This is a genomic window from Mycobacterium intermedium (assembly GCF_002086275.1).
Classification (GTDB): Bacteria; Actinomycetota; Actinomycetes; order Mycobacteriales; family Mycobacteriaceae; genus Mycobacterium; species Mycobacterium intermedium.
In genome coordinates, this window is the sequence record NZ_MVHT01000027.1 from 1 (window position 1) to 19,311 (window position 19,311).

Below are 19,311 nucleotides of genomic sequence, written 5' to 3' on the forward strand. Positions count from 1 at the left end.
AGCCCCGCCACCGATACCGTTGGCTCCGCTGGTCGGTCCGTTATCACCGAGCGTGCCGGCCGCGCCGGCGCCGCCAATCCCTCCCGCCCCGCCGTTACCGCCGCCAAACAGCCCGTTCGCGCCGCCAGCACCGCCATGACCACCCGCCTGACCAGCAACGACGGCATTGCCGCCGGCCCCGCCATTTCCGCCGTGACCCCACAGGAACGCGGAACCGCCAGCCCCGCCGGCTTGCCCTGGGGCGCCCGATCCGCCGTTGCCGCCATTACCGGAAAGCCACCCGCCGTTGCCGCCTGGCAGGCCACTGCCCGCGGGCGCGTCCGCGCCATCGCCGATCAGCGGTCGTCCGGTAAGTGCCACAACCGGCGCGTTGATCGTGTTGAGCAGATCCTGGAGGGGCGAGGCGGCCGCGCTCTCGGCACTGGCATACGAGCTGGCACTGGCCGCCAAGGCACGCAGAAACTGCGCTTGGAACGCCGTTGCCTGCGCGCCGAGCGCCTGAAACTGCTGTCCGTGGGCGGAGAACAACGCGGCTATAGCGGCAGAGACCTCATCGCCAGCCGCGGCCAGCAGTTGAGTCGTCGAGGCGGCTGCCGCGGTGTGGGCCGATTCGAGCGCCGACACAGTTGCGGCCAAATCCGTTGCCGCCGCTGTCATCAGCTCTGGCGCCGCGATTACGAACGACATGTACGTTCACCCCTTAGCTCGCAGGTCTGATCGGGACGAGACCGCGCATCCAGTGCGGTGGACGAACGTAGATGTCTCGTGCTAGTCAGCCTCCGACCATGCGGCGACCTTGTCTTGAGTAGTGCGGTACTCAAGTGTGGCGCTGGGAAAGATCCCGGCTTTGCTACCGGTGGCAGACTTGGCGCTTGTCGTGACGCGGGTTGTCAGAAGGCAGAGTGCCGCGTCCGCATTGCTCACTGTCATTAACGTTGCTGCACTGAATATCTCAGAACCTACGGCGTCCAGGTTCCGCCGAACGAACTAGAACCCGACAGCGGACGTCATAACGATTTCTGGGTCGCAGAAGGGGAGCCGGTGAAAGGGACTTCCACACCACGTTGAAATGACAACGCCGCGCTCTGGAGTACCAGCGCGGCAGCCAGTACGCCTAGCCATAGCCAGGCCTCGCCCGGGGAAATGTGCACGGCGGGATTCGCGTATCCCAAGAGCGCGACCGAGCGCATTATCACCGCAACAGCGACGGCGATCGTCGTGTAGGGGACGAACGTCTGGATGTGTTGTGCAACGCCGCCGACAGGCGATTCCGACTGCCGCCTCTTTCGCCCCAGTACCCACAGGACGGCGCACGCGATCGCAATCGCCGCTGGTATGGGAACCGCCAGACGATTGGCCTGATCCCACAGCGGTTGAAGCGGCTGCCGCGTCTCCGAATTGCCCAGCGCGAGTGCAAGATGCCCGAGCGTCTGTTGAACAAACGACACGGTAAGCGCGGGAGCGAGCACCGCCAGTATGAAGACACAGTGCTTGGCGAGTGTCCCCGATGTACCCGAAAAGAACTGCACCACCGCGTAAAGCAACGTATAGATGGAAGCCGCCAATGACACGGCGGCCAGCACCGCCGCAGATCCGGCACGTCCCTCGGTGATAGCGCATCCGCTCTCACCGGCGAGCAGGCTGTAGCGCAGGGTCGTCAACACCAGGCCCAGAAACGCGCACACCAGCGCAAGCCCCACTTGGGTTTCATGCGCGGCCTCCCGGGGTCCCGGCGAACGGCCCTCTCCGCGCCGTCGATACGCACGATCCAGCACCAGATTGATGACGACGAAAGCAAAGCCTGCAAGAACGGCGGTGAACTGCGCGTAGCTTCTGGCCACAATCGAGGGGTCGAAGCCATACCAAAGTTGGCAGGGCTCAGCAATGAGTTCGGTGAGCACCGTCGGATACTACGGGCAACCGGCGCTGGGCCCGTGCGCAAACGCGCACGTTTTCGCTTATCGGACAACGTCGCACGAGCGCGCTGACCGCCGATCGCGTCGATGCACGCGTTATCCTCGTCGAGGTGTCGGCGCCGACGAAGGACCCGACCGAGCCTACGGGGAGCGCATGCGCTACGCACTGTTGCGTCAACTGTTCGCCATCGCCGGTGCGGTGGGTTTGGCGGCGTGTAGCAACGTGGCGTCGAAACCCGTGGGCGCGCCGTCGATCACGAGCGAACCGTTCGGTCACGTCGGCGATACCCCGGTGCAGCGCTACACACTTTCCAACGGGCACGACATGCGGGTGCGAATTCTCACCTACGGCGGCATAATTCAGTCGCTGGAGGTGCCCGACCGCAGCGGCCACGTGGACAACGTGGTGCTGGGCTTTCCGACCCTGACCGGCTACGTGGACAACACCGGATCTGCCAAGACCTACTTCGGTGCCATCATTGGTCGCTATGGCAATCGGATCGCCAAAGGCGCCTTCTCACTGAACGGCACCGAGTACCACGTGCCGATCAACAACAACGGCAACAGCTTGCATGGCGGCACCGCGGGTTTCGATGCGAAGGTGTGGCAGGCACGTCAGCAGAGCGGTAAAGACGTGGTCAGCCTGGAGCTGCGATACGTAAGTCCCGCAGGCGAAATGGGCTACCCCGGAATGCTCACGACGACCGTCACCTACACACTGACCCAGCAAAACGAATTGCGCATCGACTACCACGCGACCACCGACGCGCCGACGGTGATCAACCTGACCAATCACAGCTACTTCAATCTGGCCGGTGAAGGTACGCCCGACGTCTACGCGCAACAGGTCACCATCAACGCCGACGATTATCTGCCTACCGACGCCACCCAGATCCCGACGGGGGAGATCGCCTCGGTGAAGGGCACTCCGTTCGACTTCACCTCACCGACCACCATCGGCGCGCGCATCAATACAAGCGACCCCCAGTTGCTGCTGGCCCGAGGCTACGACCACAACTGGGTGATCAACCGCGGCAACAAGACTGGGCTGGTGTAGGCCGCCAGGGCCGAGGACCCGCAGACGGGTCGCACCCTGACCGTCTCCACAACGGAACCCGGTGTGCAGTTCTACACCTCCAACTTCATCGACGGGACGTTAACGGGCACCAGCGGCCATATCTATCGACAGGGCGCGGGATTCACCATGGAAACCCAGCACTACCCGGACTCGCCGAATCACCCGAACTTTCCGACCACCGTGCTGAACCCAGGCGACAGCTACGACTCGACAACGGTTTTCGCCTTCAGCGCCAAATAGCCAGTTACGAAGAACCGTGAGATGAGCGAAACAGGGCCGGCCCGGCCAACCGCCTCGTCGTAGCCTGCGCACAACGATGCCGGCCATTGTTGGGCTCTCGTGACGATGTCTGCGCGACCGCCCCGCGCTAGTTTGCTGGTTACCGCGTGGGGACGGGTAACGGCCCTTCCCGATATTTCGAACATCACGAAATACAGCCATCGACCAGTAGTCGGCGAACGGGTGTATCCCTGCGGCTGGGCGAAAGGAACAGCTCGTTGTCAGAATCACGACCGAACCTGCGGCCGTTCAGTTTTAAGAATGCCAACGGCAATTCACGCGCAGTGACCGCAGAACAGCGCGCCTGGGTTGCCAACGCGCAATGCAGGGATAGAGATCCCGACGAACTCTTTGTGCGGGGAGCGGCTCAACGCAAGGCTATTGCGATTTGCCGCTACTGCCCCGTACTGCGGGAGTGCGGGGCGGACGCGCTAGACAATCAGGTTGAGTACGGCGTCTGGGGCGGTATGACCGAGCGCCGGCGCAGGGCACTGCTCAAGCAGCACCCCGACGTCGTGTCGTGGGCGGACTTCTTCAACAACCGCGATACGCGCTCAGTGGGATGAGCGCGCGACGCTTGCGCTTACCTCGTTGGGGTCGGAGGCGCACCCGGCATCGGGTTCGAACTCGACGGCTCACCAGGTGTCGCGGATCCGGGTATGTTCGACGTCCAAATCAGGATGTCTTGCAGCCCGTCGTTGTAGACGACGCCGTTGGCCGGCGCACCCGTGACATCGAAGTAGAGCGTGCCGGTCGATTCGTTGCCCTGCGGGATCGGTGACGGATTGAGTCCATTCGGAACCTGAACGTTGTCGATCAGTTCGTAGGTCTGACCGTTGGGCCCGCGGGCGCTGAAGTTCTTGACCATGGGCGTGACGGTGCCGGCGTCCGACCTGGCCGTGATTTCTGCCTGGTAGAGCGTGCCTTTCGGGGTGTAACCAGGAATTGCGATGTCGCTCGGCCGCAGGTTGCTCACCGTGTAGGTGGTAATCATGGGTCCGCTGATCAGCCGTTGGCTGGTGCCGAACGGCTGGACATTCGGCGGCGCCGCTGAAGAGTCTGCTACGCCGAAAAAGCCCGCCGTAGCTATTCCCACGGCACCAATGGCCGCCTTGAATGTGGTGTTTGTGAATCTCACGATGAGCTCCCTTGATTTCCTTCGTGATTCGCCGCGCGGTCACCCGGCTGGGACATACCGCACATGTGTGGCATAACCCGAGGTCGCCGGCCCAAACCTCCGCGCAGCACTAGATGTCTTTGTTTCGGGTGATGCCGGCTCCAGGACGGGCATCGGCGTACCTGAGCGAAAGCCTGCGGGGGTAGGACTAAGGGTGTGATGAACGCCCAGGAATTGGCTCAGGAACTCGGCCACCCCGGTGCCCAGCAGCTTCTCTCAGGTTCGATGGCCCGGCTCGCCTACAACGGACACGACGGCTTCCCGAGGGTCATCCCCGTCGGGTTTTACTGGACCGGCGAACGCATCGTCGTCTCCACGGCACCGACGTCCCCGAAAGCCCGCGCGCTGTCATCCCGTCCGCAAGTCGCAGTGACGATCGATACCGGCTCCACCCCCGAAGAAGCCAAGGCGCTCTTGGTGCGAGGCCTCGCCACGCTCAAAACCGTCGACGGCGTCACCGAGGAGTACCTCGCGGCGGCAAGGAGTTCAATGGACGAACCCCAGGCCGCCGAATTCGAAGACAACGTGCGGTCGACCTACAAGCAGATGGTGCGCATCTCGATCGAGCCGCTCTGGGCGCGGTTCTATGACTTTGGCGCGGGCCGCTTGCCCGCATTTTTCGCAGACCTCGTCAACGACGGATAGTCGCAGGCGAAATCTCTCGTCAACCGGTCGAGCGTTCCTGCAGGGTTTCTACCTGTGACGTCGATCTGACACTTAAACTTCTGCGGGTGTTCACCGACGAGTTGCGACGCGTTCCGACACGCGCTCCACTCGCGCGCATCTGGCCGCCGCTCGCCGTCGCGGCGATTGCCCTGATCCTGGTCGCGTTGCAGGTCACCGCGCTCAGATCTGGATTCCAAGGCCCACTGCACAGCCTGCTCAGCGACTACGTAGCCGCTCCCAAGTCGATCACGGTGCCCTGGGTCGGTTTCGTCCTGGCCATGGCCGGATTGCCCAACCGCTGGCGGATCGCCGCACTTTCCCTCGCCGTGGTTCTCGACCTGGCTTTCGCGGCCGAGCGACTGCTGCGCGGCGGCGCGTTGGCGTTTGGCAACGGTCCGCTGATCGTCATCACCGGATTGGCCGCAGTGGCCGTCTACCGCTGGCTGAAGGGGGAGTCCATCCCCGCCTTCCGAGGAGTCGGTTTCGGCCTGCTGCTGATCATCGCGACGAAAGTCGGCGATAGCTGGCTGAGCATCACCGCGATCACGCGGCCAAAGGTCGTCGACGAGTTTGCGCTGCTCGCCGATCACGCCCTGGCGCAACCGTCTTGGTTATTCGGTCGGCTTGTCGAAGCGGGCGGGCCCGTTCTCTACGGGGCGCTGCACTGGGTGTACATCGAGTTGCCTGCCGCAGCCCTGGTGGTTGCGTTCTACCAGCTGCGCAATGTGCGCACCGAAGGTTGGCCCCGGCACTTTCTGGTGCCGACGTTCCTCGTGCTCGGATTGGTCGGCCCCTTGATCTACCTGCTGTTTCCGCTGGTAGGACCCGCCTTCGCCTTCGGCGCGGGCGGTGCGGGCTTCCAAGTCGGCGACTATTGGCCGCACACCCTGCCCCCGATCGACCTCGCGCCGGCAGCCGTGCCCTTCGACAGCAAGACTCCGCGCAACTGCATGCCGTCGATGCACACGGCTTGGGCGCTCGCGGTTTTCATCCACTCCCGTCCCGGCCCGCGTTGGTTACGCGCGGGCGGCTCGTTCTGGCTGGTATGCACGATTGCTGCGACATTGGGCTTCGGCTACCACTACGGCGTCGACCTCGTGGCGGGCGCAGTGTTGTGCCTGACGGCCGAGTCGGTCTTGCGCGAACCGGTGCGCGGTCGCGTTTGGACGCGGCTGGGGTTTGTGGCGTTTGGTGCGGCCTTCCTGACCGTCCTGGTGCTGTGTTGCCGCTATCTGGCCGATGTCATGGCACGCCATCCGTTGGTCTTCGGGCCACTGATCATCGGTGCGACGGTCGGTTTCGTGTGCGCCTTCTACGCGACCTTCTTCGCCCGGCAGGCTCATGCGGTCGCACGTGAGGGCGCGGCGACACTGCCCGTTCGCGGCGGCTTGACCGCGGCCGTGCTGGTGGGCGAGTCGGCACCCCAACCCGAGCCGGGGTCGAGCCGCTAGTCCCGCTTGCGGCAAATGAGCAGGGCCTCGATGTAATCGCAGCGATGGCGGCCGGGGTCTTGCGCGACGCGCTCCTCAAGCTCTCCGAGGAACTCGGCGAGCAGACCCCCAGCACGTGTCTCACCCTCACGGGCGAACGCACGCAGGAACAGCGGCCCGCCCCACGCGGTCGCACTCTTGACGTAATCCCGGGCGAATACCGCCGGATCGTCGTGCCAGTAGGGGTTGTCGAGCCGGAACAGTTCGGCGCTTTCCAGCTCTAGTCCCGCAAACTGCCCGCCGCTCGCTTCGAACGGAGCTCGGAACTCGTCGAGGGTGCGTGACCACACCGGAACGACGGCCGCCTCGACGGTGTCGGCGCGGAGGCGACCTTGACGATGCCACTCGGCGAGGAGCCGATTCATGTCGCCGATGAGTTCGGCGTAGAGCCCTGTCCGGTTGGGGCAGGCAGCAGGCGAGGCCGGGATGGCGGCGATGAACGACCCTCCCGGTGCCAGTTCTGCGGCGCGCATCTCAAGTAGTTGTTCCCAGTTACGTTCCGCCGCACGGCGCCATGCGCGGCGCTCGTCCTCGTCCGCGTGGTCGGGGTAGCCGGGGAATACCGAGCCTGTCGAGGGGAGTCCAGCGGCGTCGGCAACCCAGTGCATGCACGTTCCCGTCACCGCGATGTGCACCGTGCCGTGGGGGAGGGAGGGCGCCTGGTGAAGCGGGATTCCGGCCATCGAGAGAACCGTTGCAGGCGTTGGATGGGCATCGAACGCTCGCCGGCACGCCTCGCCGTGCGCGTCCGGCGCGGCGTAGTGGGCGCCGGTGCCGGTATCGGCGATCCCGGCGCCGGTCACGCCCGATGCGGGGATCACGGCGAACTCGCCCTGATCCACCGCAGGACCGAAAGCGTCCCGCAGATGGCGGGCGGCGACAGTCCATGCGTTGGTGGGCAGATCGACGAGGGCATAGACCAGCGGGCGTCCGCTACGTAGGACCGTGAGATCGCGAATGAGGTCGTGCGAGTTCACGCCGTCCGCCGCACCCAGATCGGCCACCCGCAGCACCGGTTCGGTCCCCAGCTCTTCCGCGGCGACCAGCACCGCAGGGTGGGTCGCTTCGAACGCGGCACGTTGCGAAAGGGCATGGCGGGCATAGTCATCCGCCATACTGGAAAGCTGAGGACGTGCTGATGTGGCGCATCCTTGCCCGCGGGCCGCGCCACCGCGCGTCTTCCCCGGCGGCGTCACCTTGGCCGGCCAGAGATTCCCGACGGCGAACTAGCAGGGATCGCCGTTAGGGGTGTAGTACGGCACCCCCTCGGCCGTGTAGCACGGCGGCTGCCCGTTGGCCGCCTGTGTAGCAGCCTCGACGTCGCCGGCGGTGTTCACCGTGGCCGCCGGGTCCGTGCACCCGCCCACCGAGACGTGCCGGCCACCAGCGTCAGCGCACACGTCGGCGCGGGCAGCCCCCGTCGGCACGAATGCAAGCGAACCGGCCGCCAGCACCGCCGCACACCAGATCTTTATCATCACGTCATCGTACTCAGCGGGTCAACCACCGCTGCTAAATAGTGAATTTGATTGTCATCAAACATGTTTCACACACGAATTGCCGTCGCGACCGCTAGCCAGCTGTCGCCGGACAGGCCACTGCGGCGCGCCGGGTCATATCGGTTCAGCAACCCTTCGACGGGGAGATGCTCGCGCGGCTTGAAGAGGTGGTCGGTGAGCACGGCGTCGAACCCGGCCTCGGTGAAATCGCTCCGATATGGTTCTCCGCGCCGGGCGACCATGCGGGCAACGCGGTCCGCGCTCTTCCAGGGGGTGCGTCCAGCGGCGACACCGGCACGGATGTAGTCGACTACCAGACGGCTGCCGGGTGCGCAGATTTCGGCCAGGTCGGCCAGTGTTGCGTCGATGGCGCCGCGGGTCAGATACGGCGTGACACCAAGCCAAATGATCAGGCTCGGCCGGGACGGATCATATCCGCTGCCGATGAGGCACTCGCGCAGCACGCGATGCTCAAAATCACATGGCACCCATGTGATTTCACATTCACGACGTGCTGACAAGAGTCGTTGGACCACGGGCCATTTGTGTGCTTGGGTGGTCGGCGCATCCACCTCGAACACCCGCACCCCGGTAGTCCCGCGGCGCAGGCTGGTGGTGTCGAAGCCCGCACCGAGCAGGACGACTTGGTCGATGCCGTCGCGGATGACGGCATCGAACGCATCGTCGGCGTAGCGCACTCGCAGCATGATGTGAGCGTGCAATCCGCCCCAGAGACGGTCGATTCCGCGCAGTGCGGCATCAGCCAAACGCGGGTGCGCCAGCACTGCGCGCAAAGCGGGGTGCTCGACGAAGTGCCGGGAGTACGGATCATCGATGAGACGACGGCCCGGCGGCCGCAAGGTTTCCGCCGCGCGCTGGGCAGCATTGAGTTGCGCGGTCAGGCTCGCCGTCCGGTCGAGACGCCGATCGGCTACAGCAACCATTCTCGCCTCCTCTGAGTGCAGGGGTCGGTGCGCTACCGACACTAGGAGTGGTACCGGTCCGACGGTAAGGTCCAGTTACATGCCGAATTCGTGGACCAGTGAGGGCGGCGGCATCGACCTTCACTTGGATCTCCCGGCCCGCCGCGGTCTCCGTTCGGCGCTCGAAAGTGCTCTGCGCCAAGCTATTCGAGACGGCCGTCTGGCGCCCGGGGAGTCCTTGCCGTCCTCGCGCGCGCTAGCCGCGCAGCTAGAGCTCGCGCGCGGAACGGTCGTCGAGGTCTATGCACAACTGGCGGCAGAGGGATATCTACGTACTCGGCCGGGTGCGGCCACCGAGGTCGCGCATGGGCTGCACCTCCCGGCATCGGTGAACGCCGAGCCGGCCGTCCCACGTCACGTGGCAGACTTCAGCCTCGGCCGTCCCGACCTGAGCATGTTCCCGCGCGCCGAATGGTTGCGCGCGCTGCGCCGGGCTCTACAGGTGACGGCGCATTCCGAACTAGGGCCGGCAGATCCGCGCGGATCGCCGCGGCTGCGCGCGGCGCTGGCCAACTACCTGGGACGTGTGCGCGGAGTACTCACCACCCCGGAGCGCATTGTGATCTGCAGTGGCTACACCCAGGGCCTTCGCCTGGTGTGCGATGCGCTAGCGGCCAGTGGCGCGCAGTCGATCGCACTGGAAAACCCATGTCTACCCGACCATCGCAAAATCCCAGCCGCGAGCGGACTTACCGTCACGGCGCTGGAGGTCGACGGCCGCGGTGCCCGGCCGGAACGGTTTCCCGCGGCTGTTGCGGCGGTAGTCCTCACCCCGGCGCATCAGGCGCCGCTGGGGGCGACGCTTGAGGCCGACCGGCGTGCCGAATTCATCCGCGTCGCGACGGCGCGGGACGTGTACCTCGTCGAAGACGACTACGACGGCGAGTTCCGCTACGACCGCCATCCCGTCGGAGTGTTGCAGGGGCTGGCGCCCGAGCGCACGATTTATGCTGGCAGCGCCAGCAAGAGTCTCGCCCCGGGACTTCGCTTGGGGTGGTTGGCTTTACCCACGGCCCTTATCGATGCGGTGACCGAAGCCAAACGACGCGCCGATCGCGGCACGGACGTGTTCGCGCAGTTGGCACTGGCGGAGATGATCGAGTCGGGCGGTCTCGATCGCCATATCCGACGGATGCGACGGCTCTACCGTCAGCGACGCGACGCGCTCGTCGCCAACCTCAACCAGCACGCACCCGCCCTATCGGTTCAAGGAATCGCTGCAGGACTCCATGCCGTCGTTTCGCTACCGGAGGGCATCTCGGAGGCCGAGGTCCTGGCGGAGGCACGGCACCGCAGCATCGCCCTCACGGGGTTAACCCCGTTCTGGCACAGCCGAAATCGTGGTGCAGAGGGAATCGTCGTCGGTTACGGGACGCCGGCCCGACACCGGTACGGCGCTGCCCTTGAACACCTGGGGAGCCTGCTGAGTGCAGTGACAAGGGCGTCGGCATAGCGGCGAGGTGCCGAGACCGCGCTGAGATGCCTCGCGGATTGGTAGGTATGGCGAAGGAAGGTCGCTAGGCGATTGAGCCCTGCTGGCGCCGAGCGCGCCGACGACCCGCTGCGCGCGGCGCTCCTAGACTTCCGCGGTGCGACGCAACCGACCCCACCTGCGGGCGGCCGCCTGTCACCGTCGACTGAGCGCCGCCGCGGCGGCGCCGACGCCCGTCCGTGCCGTGTCGACGAGGCTGGGCCGCCGGCGACGGGGCGGCCTTAGGCGCAGGAGCGCGGTACGGGGCGATTTCACCGACCAGAGTGTGCACAGCCGGCGAGTCGGCGTTCACCTGCTGGGGGGTCACCTGAATGCCCGCGCGGCGCAGCAGCACCTGGGTGTCCTTGCGTTGCTCGGGCAGTACGACGGTGACGACGTCTCCCGCGTTTCCGGCTCGGGCCGTGCGGCCCGATCGATGCAGGTAAGCCTTGTGTTCGCTAGGTGGATCGACGTGTACCACCAGTTCCACCTCGTCAACATGGACGCCGCGGGCGGCGATATCGGTTGCGACCAGAACGCGGGCCTGGCCGTCGGCGAACGCGGCCAGGTTTCGGTCGCGCGCGGGCTGAGACAGGTTGCCGTGCAGATCAACTGACGGCACTCCCGCATCGGTGAGTTGTTTGGCGAGCTTGCGGGCCTGATGCTTGGTGCGCAGGAACAGGATTCGCCGTCCACTGCCCGAGGCGAGCCGGTGTACCAGCTCCTTCTTGGCCTCGGCTCCGGAGACGTGGAACACGTGGTGAGTCATCTCGGGCACCGCCGCGTCGGCCTCGTCAACGGAATGCAACACCTCGTTGCAGAGGAACCGGTTGACGAGCTTGTCGACCCCGTTGTCGAGGGTCGCGGAGAACAGCAGTCGTTGGCCGCCCGCTGGTGTGGCCGCCAGGATCCGGGTGACGCCCGGCAGGAACCCGAGGTCCGCCATGTGGTCGGCTTCGTCGATCACGGTGATCTCGACCGCTTCGAGGCTGATCAGACGTTGTTTCATCAAGTCCTCGAGGCGACCCGGGCAGGCCACGACGATATCGACACCCGATCTGAGCGCGCTCACCTGCCGCCCTTGTGGAACGCCGCCGAAGATCGTGGTGACCCGCAAGCCGCAGGCGGCAGCCAACGGCTCGAGCGTCGCCGTGATCTGGGTGGCCAACTCGCGGGTGGGTGCAAGCACCAGACCCGATGGCCGCGACGACCGCCGATTGCCGCCAGATAGCCTGCTGGCCAACGGAATTGAGAAGGCGAGCGTCTTTCCGCTGCCCGTCTTGCCGCGGCCCAGGACATCGCGCCCGGCGAGGGTGTCAGGCAACGTTTCGGCCTGAATCGGGAAGGGCTGGGTGATGCCGCCGGCGGCGAGGGCTTTGATCAGCGGTCGGCGCACGCCGAGGTCGGCGAAGGATTTGGTTGTAGTCACTGCTTAGGTGCCTTTCAGGCATGGGGTGCCGGGTCGCCGCGACGGCGTCGGCGCGGGATAGGCACAGCTGGCGAGATTGCCGGTGGGCAAAATCGATCGCCGCGAGACAAGCGTGTGCTGGGTGCACGGATCATCGGGACTCGGGTGCTCGGGCCGCGATTTCCGGGCCGGCGAGCGGAGGGATGAACTAGCGTTCCACGACGTCGTTGGCATCGTTCGTAAGGCCAACGTTGTAACCAACCTACCGCACAGTTGCGGATATTCCTCATCCGCCCGGCAACATCACAACTTGTTGTCGAGACGGCTACGGCACCACCAATTCGGTTTTCACCTCCTCCGTCACGGACTTTCGCGCTGCGGTGGAACTTGACGTCGGTACCGTCGCAGGCAGGTCCGCACGCATGCTTGGTGAATTGTTGCCGTGCATTGGCCGTTGATGCGTCATGCTGACTGCGGTGATCGCGAGAATCGGCCGGCTGGTGGCGATGGTGACGGCTCTTTGCCTGTTGGCCGGATGTGCGTCCGGTGGACGCGAAGCACCGTCCACCACAGTCACCAAGACGTATGACAGGTTCACCCAAAGCTATACGGTGCCCTGGCTCGATTCGCCCGACTTTTCCGACCTCCGCCGCACGCTCAAGATCCAGGCCTCGGTGAACGGCGGCAAGGTGTCCTCCTACACCGTCGACACCGGGTCGGTGGGGCTGGTTGTCCCCGCATCTGAAGTGCCGAACATTCCGCCTGGATCTCCACCTGGCAGCCTCACCTACAGTTCGAGCGGGCTGAAGCTGACCGGAGTGTGGGCCACGCTCCCGATCAGCTTTCCGCAAGCTGTCAACGCCCGTGGCGCCAACGTGGCTGCACAAGCGATCGTTCCGGTGCTCGCTGTTACCGAGGCGAGTTGCACTGGTTCCGGCGTGAATTCCAGCAGATGCCGAAACCACATCCCGCACATGTTGGGAGTCGGATTCGGACGCGGAAAGACGGAGCGGACCGCGCCCGACCATAACCCTTTCCTGAACCTCACCGAGATGGTCGCCGGCACGATGCGACGCGGCTACATCATCGGCCGGGGCGGGCTGGTGCTGGGACTCACCGACTCGAACACCGTCGGTGCATGGACTATGCAGCCGCTGAAAGACGCGGGGGAACCGGCTTCCGGTACCCATCACGACTGGACGCCGCTGACCGGCGGTTTCACCGTCGGCTCAGACGTGCGGCATGAGGGAACGGTGCTCATCGACACCGGTCTGCTCAACATGATCGTCGAGGACGATGGGCTACCGTCGGGCGGCGAGGTGCCGGCCGGTACCGACATGTCGATCACGCTGGGAGGTGTGAACTACCGCTTCCGCGTCGGCGACGGCGGCGCGCAGACGCCGTCCCGGGTGAACTACGCGCGAGCGTCGCGCGGCGCCTTCGTCAACACCGGCCTGCGCGCACTGGGTCGTTACGACCTGCTTTTCGACGCCGACGGCGGCTTTCTTGGGCTGCACGCGCGGTAGCAAGTCGCCGCTACAAGAATCACGCAAGAATCCGCCAAGGTCGTCATTCGACGCTGCAAGCATGAATCCGATCGATCTCCTCGTCATAGCCGTTGCATGCGGAGCTTTCGCTTGGACGTTGGCGCGGTACGCGCCGACAGCGATGCCGAAAGCAGGTCTGGCGGCCCAGGGTGTTCTTGGCGTCTACACGGGCCTGATGGTGCGCGACATCTCATTCAGCGCGCTCGGCTCGCACTGGCCCATCGTCGTCGGCATCACCGTCAGCACCCTGGTCGTCAGTGTCGCGGGCGGCGCACTGCTTGGTCTGCACCGTGACGTCAGCCCCTTGACGGGTGGGCTCGCGCTGGTCGCGGGTGGTTCGTCTGGACTGGTCGCCATCGCAAAAGACCTCGGTGGCGACGACCGCGTCGTTGCCGCCGTCCAATACCTGCGCGTTGCGCTGATCACGGCCGCGATGCCGGCGGTGGCGGCGATCTTCTTCCACGCCAACGCAGCAGATGCAACGCAGATGAGCGAAACGGGATCACTCGCCTGGTACGTCCAGTTGCCGCTGATTGCGGTCATCGTGTCGGTCGGCGTGCTGGTCGGGCGGTACGTGCGGTTGCCGGGATCGGGGTTGATCGGCCCGATGGCCATCACGATCGCGTTGGAACTCACCGGGCTCGTGCAGGGCTTCGCGGTTCCGATGCTCCTGGTCCAGTTCGGGATCATGATGATCGTCTGGCAGACGTTGCTGACCTTTGACCGGGAGTCGCTGCGGGCGGTTCGCCGGATTCTGCCCGGCGCGTTCGCGCTGATCATGATCCTCAACGTCGCGGCGGCCCGCCTAGGCGTCGTGCTTTCCGACGAGGCCGGCCTGAGCATGCTCGACGGATACCTTGCGACGAGCCCGGGCGGCATCTACGCGGTGCTTGGCACCGCTGCGGGTTCCGGCTCCAACGTCGCATTCGTCATGGCGGCACAGGTCATCCGGGTCGTCATCATGCTGTTCGCCGCGCCCTTTGTCGCACGGCTGTTCACGCGGTTCGCGCCGCAAGGCGCGCCAGCGGGCGCGCCGCGCCGCGAGCTGATCCCAGTCGCCGCCTGACGGGCTCGCCCACGTCGCCGAACGTGGGCCCTATGACCCGTCGAACTCGTCGGACGGTTAATAGGCCACACACTCGGCGCCGGTCCGGGTCCGGGCGAATAACACCAGGTCGCGGGGGCCATAGCGGCTTTGAGAGATGTGCAAGAAATGCACAAGTCGCCCAAGTGAGACTCATATAAAGCACCAAAAGCACAACCAAGGGGAGTAACGGAAATGCTCACGACAACCGTCAACGAGACAAATCCGCAGCAGTCGAGTGACGAGGGGGCAGAGATGAGGTCACCTATCCGCCGTCATCCGGTCGCCGGACCGACCGCGTGGGATGCCGCCAGCCTGGACGCCTGGGACTACATGATCGCGGTCGACCCGCACCAGGCCGAGGCCTGCCTGCGCATCCGCGACGAACTGCGTCGCCGGGGCCGTCGGCTGGACACCGTCGAGCCGTCGGACTTCCAGGAGCCGGCGCTCGCGGAGATCGCTCGCGGCATCCGCTACTGCCTGCACCTCGGTCCCGGCTTCGCCGTGCTGCGGGGGCTTTCTTTCGAAGGCTGGACGGATGAGGAAGCGGCGATGCTGTACTGGGGTTTGGGGACCTACCTGGGCGCCCCCCAGCCGCAGAACAAGCAGGGCGACCGCGTCTACCTCGTCCAGGACACCGGTCAGTCGATCGGTGAGGCCCGCGGCTCCAAGACGAACTCGGCATTGATCTTCCACACCGACTCCGCCTGCGCCTACGCCGGCAGCCGGCCCGACGTGCTCGGCCTGCTGTGCCTGCGCAAAGCGGTGTCCGGCGGCGAGTCGCTGATGGTCAGCGGCCACGCCGCATACAACGCGCTGCTCGAGACGTCGCCCGAGCTACTGGAAGAGCTCTACGGGGAGTTCCTTTTCGACCGCTCACACGAGACCGAGCCGGGCGAAGACCCGATAACCACCGGATCGGTGTTCACCGACACCGCCGACGGCGTTCGCCTCCGTTACAACCGCCTGCACATCGAACTGGGGCACTACAAGAGCGGTCGGCCGCTCAGCGACCGCCAGCGCCAAGCTCTCGACGCTTTGGACAGGGCCCTGAACGACCCCAGCCGGGCGGTCACCTTCACGCTCCAACCCGGCGACGTGCTGTTTGCGGACAACCACGTGACCCTGCACAACCGGCACGCGTTCGTCGACGCTACCGAGGTTGAGGCGCGGCGGTGCCTGGTCCGCTTGTGGCTGGCAGGGGAGCCGCTCAACTGACGCCAGACCACCGGGCTTCACCGGCAAAGAAAGTTTCCAAGACGCCCGCGACATGCTTTGCGAGAAATGCGACGATCTGAAAGGTGCGCGATCAGCAATGATCCGGGGGAAGGGCAACTGACATGTTGAGGCACCTCGCCGCATTCACCGTGCGGCGCCCAATTGCGGTCCTGGCCCTCGTGCTGGCAGTGATGGTCCTCAGCATCGTGCTCGGCGGTTCGGTCTCCGACAAGCTCGGCACCGGCGGAAACACCGACCCGTCGTCGGAATCGTCGCAGGCCGACGAGTTCTTGAACCAGCAGTTCGGTAATACGTCGAATCTGGTGATTCAGCTCCTCCCGCGCGAGGGGAACGTCGAAAGCCCTCAGGTCGCCGCGCTGCGCGATCAAGTGCTCCGGGTGATCGCTGCCGAGAAAAATGCCAAGGTCACCAGGTCTTTCGGGGACCAGGGTGCCACCGACCTGCGCAGTAAGGACGGCCGCTCTGGCCTGATGCTGGTGCACGTCGGCGGAACCGGAGACGAGGCCGCCGAAACGGCCAAACGTATCATCGCGGCTTTGCCACATGACCCGAATGTCGATGTGCGCGCGGGCGGCTCCCTCGGTGTGCAGCAGGAGATCAGGGACAAGGTCAAAGCGGATCTCAAGACCAGCGAAAGCATCGCTGTCCCGGTTTCACTGGCCGTGCTGGTCATCGTGTTCGGCGGTCTGATCGCAGCATTGCTGCCCGTGGTCGTCGGTGTCGTCTCGATCGTGTCCACCTTGTCGGTGTTGCTGCTCATGACGGCGCTCACCGACGTGTCCGTGCACGCCCTCACCGTCACCACCGCGTTCGGCCTCGGCTTGTCCATCGACTTCGGACTGTTGATGGTGTCGAGATACCGCGAGGAATGCGCCAACGGCAAGGACCACCATCCCGCGATCATCGCCACCGTCACCACCGCCGGCCGAACCATCTTGTTCAGCGCCGCCACGGTCACCCTGGCGATGATGAGCCTGCTGGTCTTCCCCACCTACTTCCTGCGGTCGGTCGGGTTGGCCGCGACCGCCACCGTCTTGCTGTCGGCGTTGAGCGCGATCATTGTGCTGCCCGCGATGCTTGCGCTGCTGGGCAAGCGGGTCGACTCGCTGTCGATCATCCGCAGAAAGACGGCGTTGTCGGCCGATTCGCTGTTCTGGCGCCGGTTCGCCGAGGTGGTGACGCGCCGGCCACTCCTGTATGCGCTACCGGTTGTCGCGGTGCTGTTGGCGTTGGGCATCCCGTTCCTCAGTGCCCAGTACGCCACCCCTGACGAGCGCGCGCTGCCGACGAATTCCAGTGCGCGCCTGGTGGCCGAGTCTCTGCAGCAGGATTTCCCGCTGGATCCCTCGCAGGCGATCTCCCTGGTCACCCGCAATGACCCTGAAGCATTAAAGAAGCTTTCCGCGGATGTCTCCCGCATAAACGGGGTCAAGCTGGTCAATGGTCCGCTCGGCAGGTATGAGCACGGCCAGTTGGTGGGGGAGGAGCCCGCGGTCCCGGGGTCGGGGCCCGCCTACGCCACCGTTTTCCTTACGGTTCAGGCCGATTCGGACACCGCCCAGGATCTGGTCCGAGACATTCGCGGCAAGATCACCAATCGCCAGGTTGAGGTCGGTGGCCCAACCGCAACACTCATCGACAGTCGCGCCGCGATCGCCGACAGACTTCCCGTTGCGATCGGCCTGATTGCCGTTTCCACCTTCATACTGCTGTTCCTGTTCACCGGCAGCGTGGTGGTGCCGGTCAAAGCGCTGTCGCTGAATCTTCTTGTGCTAAGCGCGGTTCTGGGTGTGATGGTCTGGATCTTCCAAGAGGGCCACTTGGCGTCGGCGCTCGGTGTCTCGCCGGCACCGCTGAACCCGTCGATGGTCGTCTTGCTGTGCGCTATCGCGTTCAGCCTCTCGGTCGACTACGAGATATTCCTGCTCTCGCGGATCAAGGAAGCCCGCGATTCAGGGTTGGATAACAACGCTTCAACGGTCATCGGGCTGGGCCGGGTGGGCCGAATCGTCACCAGCGCTGCGCTCTTGCTGACGATCACCTTGATCTCTTTCGCCAATGGGTTGTCCTTCATGAAGATGTTCGGCATCGGCACGGCGCTGGCTGTGGTGATTGACGCATCGATCATTCGCGGCGTCGTGGTGCCAGCGTTCCTGCGCGTTGCCGGCGACCTCAACTGGTGGGCGCCGAAACCGTTGCGATGGCTGCACGATCGCATTGGCATCAGCGAGGAGCCGTCCGGGGTGGAGGAAGTCATATCGGCGGTGGAGCCGGCGATGGCCGCCGCTTCGCCCGCAGCCCCGCCCGCTACGCCGCCGGTGGAGATCCCGGCTTCACCGACGAAAAAGACTGTCGAGGAACGTATTCCGAGTGGCCCCATCCCGACCGGGAAGCCAGCCGAGGTCGAGGTCATCCCCGGTCGGCACCTCGTCGCAAATGTCAAGGGCACGGTTATCGTTGTGGCGCACCGCGAGCGGGAGCCGCTGTCGCAAAAATCCTTGGCCGCAAAACAACTGGCCGCGCTCGTCGACATGGTCCGGCACACGAGCCCGCAAAAGTTGGTCACCGCATTCCAGGCGATCGCGCGGGAACCCTGGGATCACACCATGGTCGACGTCGGGATCATCATGCCGACGTCGACAGGCTTGGAGATCTTGCTGTGTGGCAGCGTCACCGTCACGCTCGATGACGGCGCCGACCGGACCGTGCTGCGCGGGCGCGGGCGCTTGGTGCACCGATCCGTGCCCACACCCCGGGTAGCCACGGTGATCACCGTCGACGAGTTGGGCCAGCGATCACACGCTTCCCCCGGTGTGAGCGGTGTCTTCAAGCTGACGGAAGGAACCGTGCCGGGAGAAGGCGCCGTCCTGTGGTCGACGCCGGCGAGGTCGGCACCGAAGCCCGCGCCACCGGTGCCACCGAGCCGACCTTTCAACAGGGACGCGCGAGCTCGCAGCGACTGGATGCCCGAGCCTTCGCTGGGTGAATCGGATCACCTGAGGCGATGGGTTGTCCTGGACGACAACTCTCGGTTTGATATCGACCACGACTGCATCATCGGCCGCGACCCGCGCGGGTCTGAAGCAGTGCAACGCGGACTTCGTCCGATCGCCATCGACGATCATGCCGGTGAGATGTCCCGGGCCCACCTGGAAGTGCGAATCGTCAACGGAGAGGTGCTCGTCGTCGATTGCAACTCCACCAATGGGGTTTTCATGCGCGACCCGGACCAGCTCGACTGGGCCAGGTTGCAGCCGTGGGAGCCAGCGTTGTGGCGCCCGGGCTCATATGTGCAACTCGGTGGGCGGATCTTGCGGTTGCACGCGTCCAACGGCCATGTGGCGCAACGTGGTCCACGCGTCAATGTGCATCACCACGCGCCGCGGCAGATGTATGAAGGGCGTGCGTAAAAGGGTTCCCGCGTGCAACGATCGGTGCATGGCAAACACCGGTGCCGCTGTACTGGAAAACGCG

At 65.2% G+C, this 19,311-nt stretch carries 15 protein-coding genes and 1 pseudogene; 9 read left to right on the forward strand and 7 right to left on the reverse strand.

What is annotated here, in order from left to right; genetic code table 11:
* Positions 1-687, reverse strand: a 687-nt coding sequence (locus BST27_RS11840; protein ID WP_139805115.1) for a PE family protein, incomplete at its 3' end; no start/stop codon positions are given.
* A 320-nt stretch (positions 688-1,007) separates the two neighbouring features.
* Positions 1,008-1,901: a hypothetical protein gene (locus BST27_RS11845; RefSeq protein ID WP_069418230.1), complete on the reverse strand. Its 894-nt coding sequence runs from the start codon at positions 1,899-1,901 to the stop codon at positions 1,008-1,010.
* A 169-nt stretch (positions 1,902-2,070) separates the two neighbouring features.
* Here BST27_RS11845 and BST27_RS11850 point away from each other — a divergent pair.
* Both BST27_RS11850 and BST27_RS11855 read left to right on the forward strand, forming a co-directional pair.
* Positions 2,071-3,234, forward strand: a pseudogene (locus BST27_RS11850) (aldose epimerase family protein).
* Between the two features lie 278 nt (positions 3,235-3,512).
* Positions 3,513-3,839 carry a WhiB family transcriptional regulator gene (locus BST27_RS11855; RefSeq protein WP_069418314.1) on the forward strand — a complete coding sequence of 109 codons (327 nt, stop codon included), beginning with the start codon at positions 3,513-3,515 and terminating at the stop codon, positions 3,837-3,839.
* A 17-nt stretch (positions 3,840-3,856) separates the two neighbouring features.
* On the opposite strand, the gene BST27_RS11860 is transcribed toward BST27_RS11855, so the two are convergent.
* On the reverse strand, positions 3,857-4,411 hold the full coding sequence (locus tag BST27_RS11860) for an MPT63 family protein (RefSeq protein WP_069418231.1): 555 nt from the start codon (positions 4,409-4,411) through the stop codon (positions 3,857-3,859).
* Between the two features lie 198 nt (positions 4,412-4,609).
* On the opposite strand from BST27_RS11860, the gene BST27_RS11865 reads away from it, so the two are divergent.
* Together BST27_RS11865 and BST27_RS11870 are read left to right on the forward strand one after the other, a co-directional pair.
* Positions 4,610-5,095 (forward strand): pyridoxamine 5'-phosphate oxidase family protein, encoded by a 486-nt coding sequence (locus BST27_RS11865; protein ID WP_069418232.1) that lies wholly within the window; start codon positions 4,610-4,612, stop codon positions 5,093-5,095.
* An 86-nt stretch (positions 5,096-5,181) separates the two neighbouring features.
* Positions 5,182-6,567, forward strand: a complete 1,386-nt coding sequence (locus BST27_RS11870) for a DUF5933 domain-containing protein (RefSeq protein WP_069418233.1) — start codon at positions 5,182-5,184, stop codon at positions 6,565-6,567.
* Here BST27_RS11870 and BST27_RS11875 read toward each other — a convergent pair.
* The 3 genes from BST27_RS11875 to BST27_RS11885 all read right to left on the reverse strand — a co-directional run bounded on the left by BST27_RS11875 (position 6,564) and on the right by BST27_RS11885 (position 9,049).
* On the reverse strand, positions 6,564-7,721 hold the full coding sequence (locus BST27_RS11875; protein ID WP_069418234.1) for a hypothetical protein: 1,158 nt from the start codon (positions 7,719-7,721) through the stop codon (positions 6,564-6,566). The two genes, BST27_RS11870 and BST27_RS11875, sit on opposite strands and share 4 nt — an antisense overlap.
* Before the next feature lie 111 nt (positions 7,722-7,832).
* Positions 7,833-8,084, reverse strand: coding sequence for a hypothetical protein (locus BST27_RS11880; RefSeq protein WP_069418235.1), 252 nt, complete (start codon positions 8,082-8,084; stop codon positions 7,833-7,835).
* A 68-nt stretch (positions 8,085-8,152) separates the two neighbouring features.
* Positions 8,153-9,049, reverse strand: a complete 897-nt coding sequence (locus BST27_RS11885) for an SAM-dependent methyltransferase (RefSeq protein ID WP_069418236.1) — start codon at positions 9,047-9,049, stop codon at positions 8,153-8,155.
* Between the two features lie 112 nt (positions 9,050-9,161).
* Here BST27_RS11885 and pdxR point away from each other — a divergent pair, with 112 nt between their 5' ends.
* Positions 9,162-10,541 carry a MocR-like pyridoxine biosynthesis transcription factor PdxR gene (gene pdxR / locus BST27_RS11890; RefSeq protein ID WP_069418315.1) on the forward strand — a complete coding sequence of 460 codons (1,380 nt, stop codon included), beginning with the start codon at positions 9,162-9,164 and terminating at the stop codon, positions 10,539-10,541.
* A gap of 64 nt (positions 10,542-10,605) precedes the next feature.
* On the opposite strand, the gene BST27_RS11895 is transcribed toward pdxR, so the two are convergent.
* Complete coding sequence (locus tag BST27_RS11895; RefSeq protein WP_069418237.1) at positions 10,606-11,988, reverse strand: DEAD/DEAH box helicase; 1,383 nt, start codon at positions 11,986-11,988, stop codon at positions 10,606-10,608.
* Between the two features lie 455 nt (positions 11,989-12,443).
* On the opposite strand from BST27_RS11895, the gene BST27_RS11900 reads away from it, so the two are divergent.
* The 4 genes from BST27_RS11900 (at position 12,444) to BST27_RS11915 (ending at position 19,247) form a co-directional block, all read left to right on the forward strand.
* On the forward strand, positions 12,444-13,493 hold the full coding sequence (locus tag BST27_RS11900) for a hypothetical protein (protein ID WP_139805116.1): 1,050 nt from the start codon (positions 12,444-12,446) through the stop codon (positions 13,491-13,493).
* A gap of 61 nt (positions 13,494-13,554) precedes the next feature.
* Positions 13,555-14,580 carry an AbrB family transcriptional regulator gene (locus BST27_RS11905; protein WP_083148485.1) on the forward strand — a complete coding sequence of 342 codons (1,026 nt, stop codon included), beginning with the start codon at positions 13,555-13,557 and terminating at the stop codon, positions 14,578-14,580.
* A 213-nt stretch (positions 14,581-14,793) separates the two neighbouring features.
* Complete coding sequence (locus BST27_RS11910; RefSeq protein WP_079219672.1) at positions 14,794-15,816, forward strand: TauD/TfdA family dioxygenase; 1,023 nt, start codon at positions 14,794-14,796, stop codon at positions 15,814-15,816.
* A gap of 122 nt (positions 15,817-15,938) precedes the next feature.
* Positions 15,939-19,247 (forward strand): MMPL family transporter, encoded by a 3,309-nt coding sequence (locus BST27_RS11915; RefSeq protein WP_069418241.1) that lies wholly within the window; start codon positions 15,939-15,941, stop codon positions 19,245-19,247.
* Positions 19,248-19,311: the final 64 nt, after the last annotated feature.

Bases quoted from the DNA above. Each gene is read 5' to 3' on its own strand.
- BST27_RS11865 (WP_069418232.1), top strand. From the start codon at position 4,610: ATGAACGCCCAGGAATTGGCTCAGGAACTCGGCCACCCCGGTGCCCAG.
- BST27_RS11875 (WP_069418234.1), bottom strand. From the start codon at position 7,721: ATGGCGGATGACTATGCCCGCCATGCCCTTTCGCAACGTGCCGCGTTC.
- BST27_RS11880 (WP_069418235.1), bottom strand. From the start codon at position 8,084: ATGATAAAGATCTGGTGTGCGGCGGTGCTGGCGGCCGGTTCGCTTGCA.
- BST27_RS11885 (WP_069418236.1), bottom strand. From the start codon at position 9,049: ATGGTTGCTGTAGCCGATCGGCGTCTCGACCGGACGGCGAGCCTGACC.
- BST27_RS11905 (WP_083148485.1), top strand. From the start codon at position 13,555: ATGAATCCGATCGATCTCCTCGTCATAGCCGTTGCATGCGGAGCTTTC.
- BST27_RS11910 (WP_079219672.1), top strand. From the start codon at position 14,794: ATGCTCACGACAACCGTCAACGAGACAAATCCGCAGCAGTCGAGTGAC.
- BST27_RS11915 (WP_069418241.1), top strand. From the start codon at position 15,939: ATGTTGAGGCACCTCGCCGCATTCACCGTGCGGCGCCCAATTGCGGTC.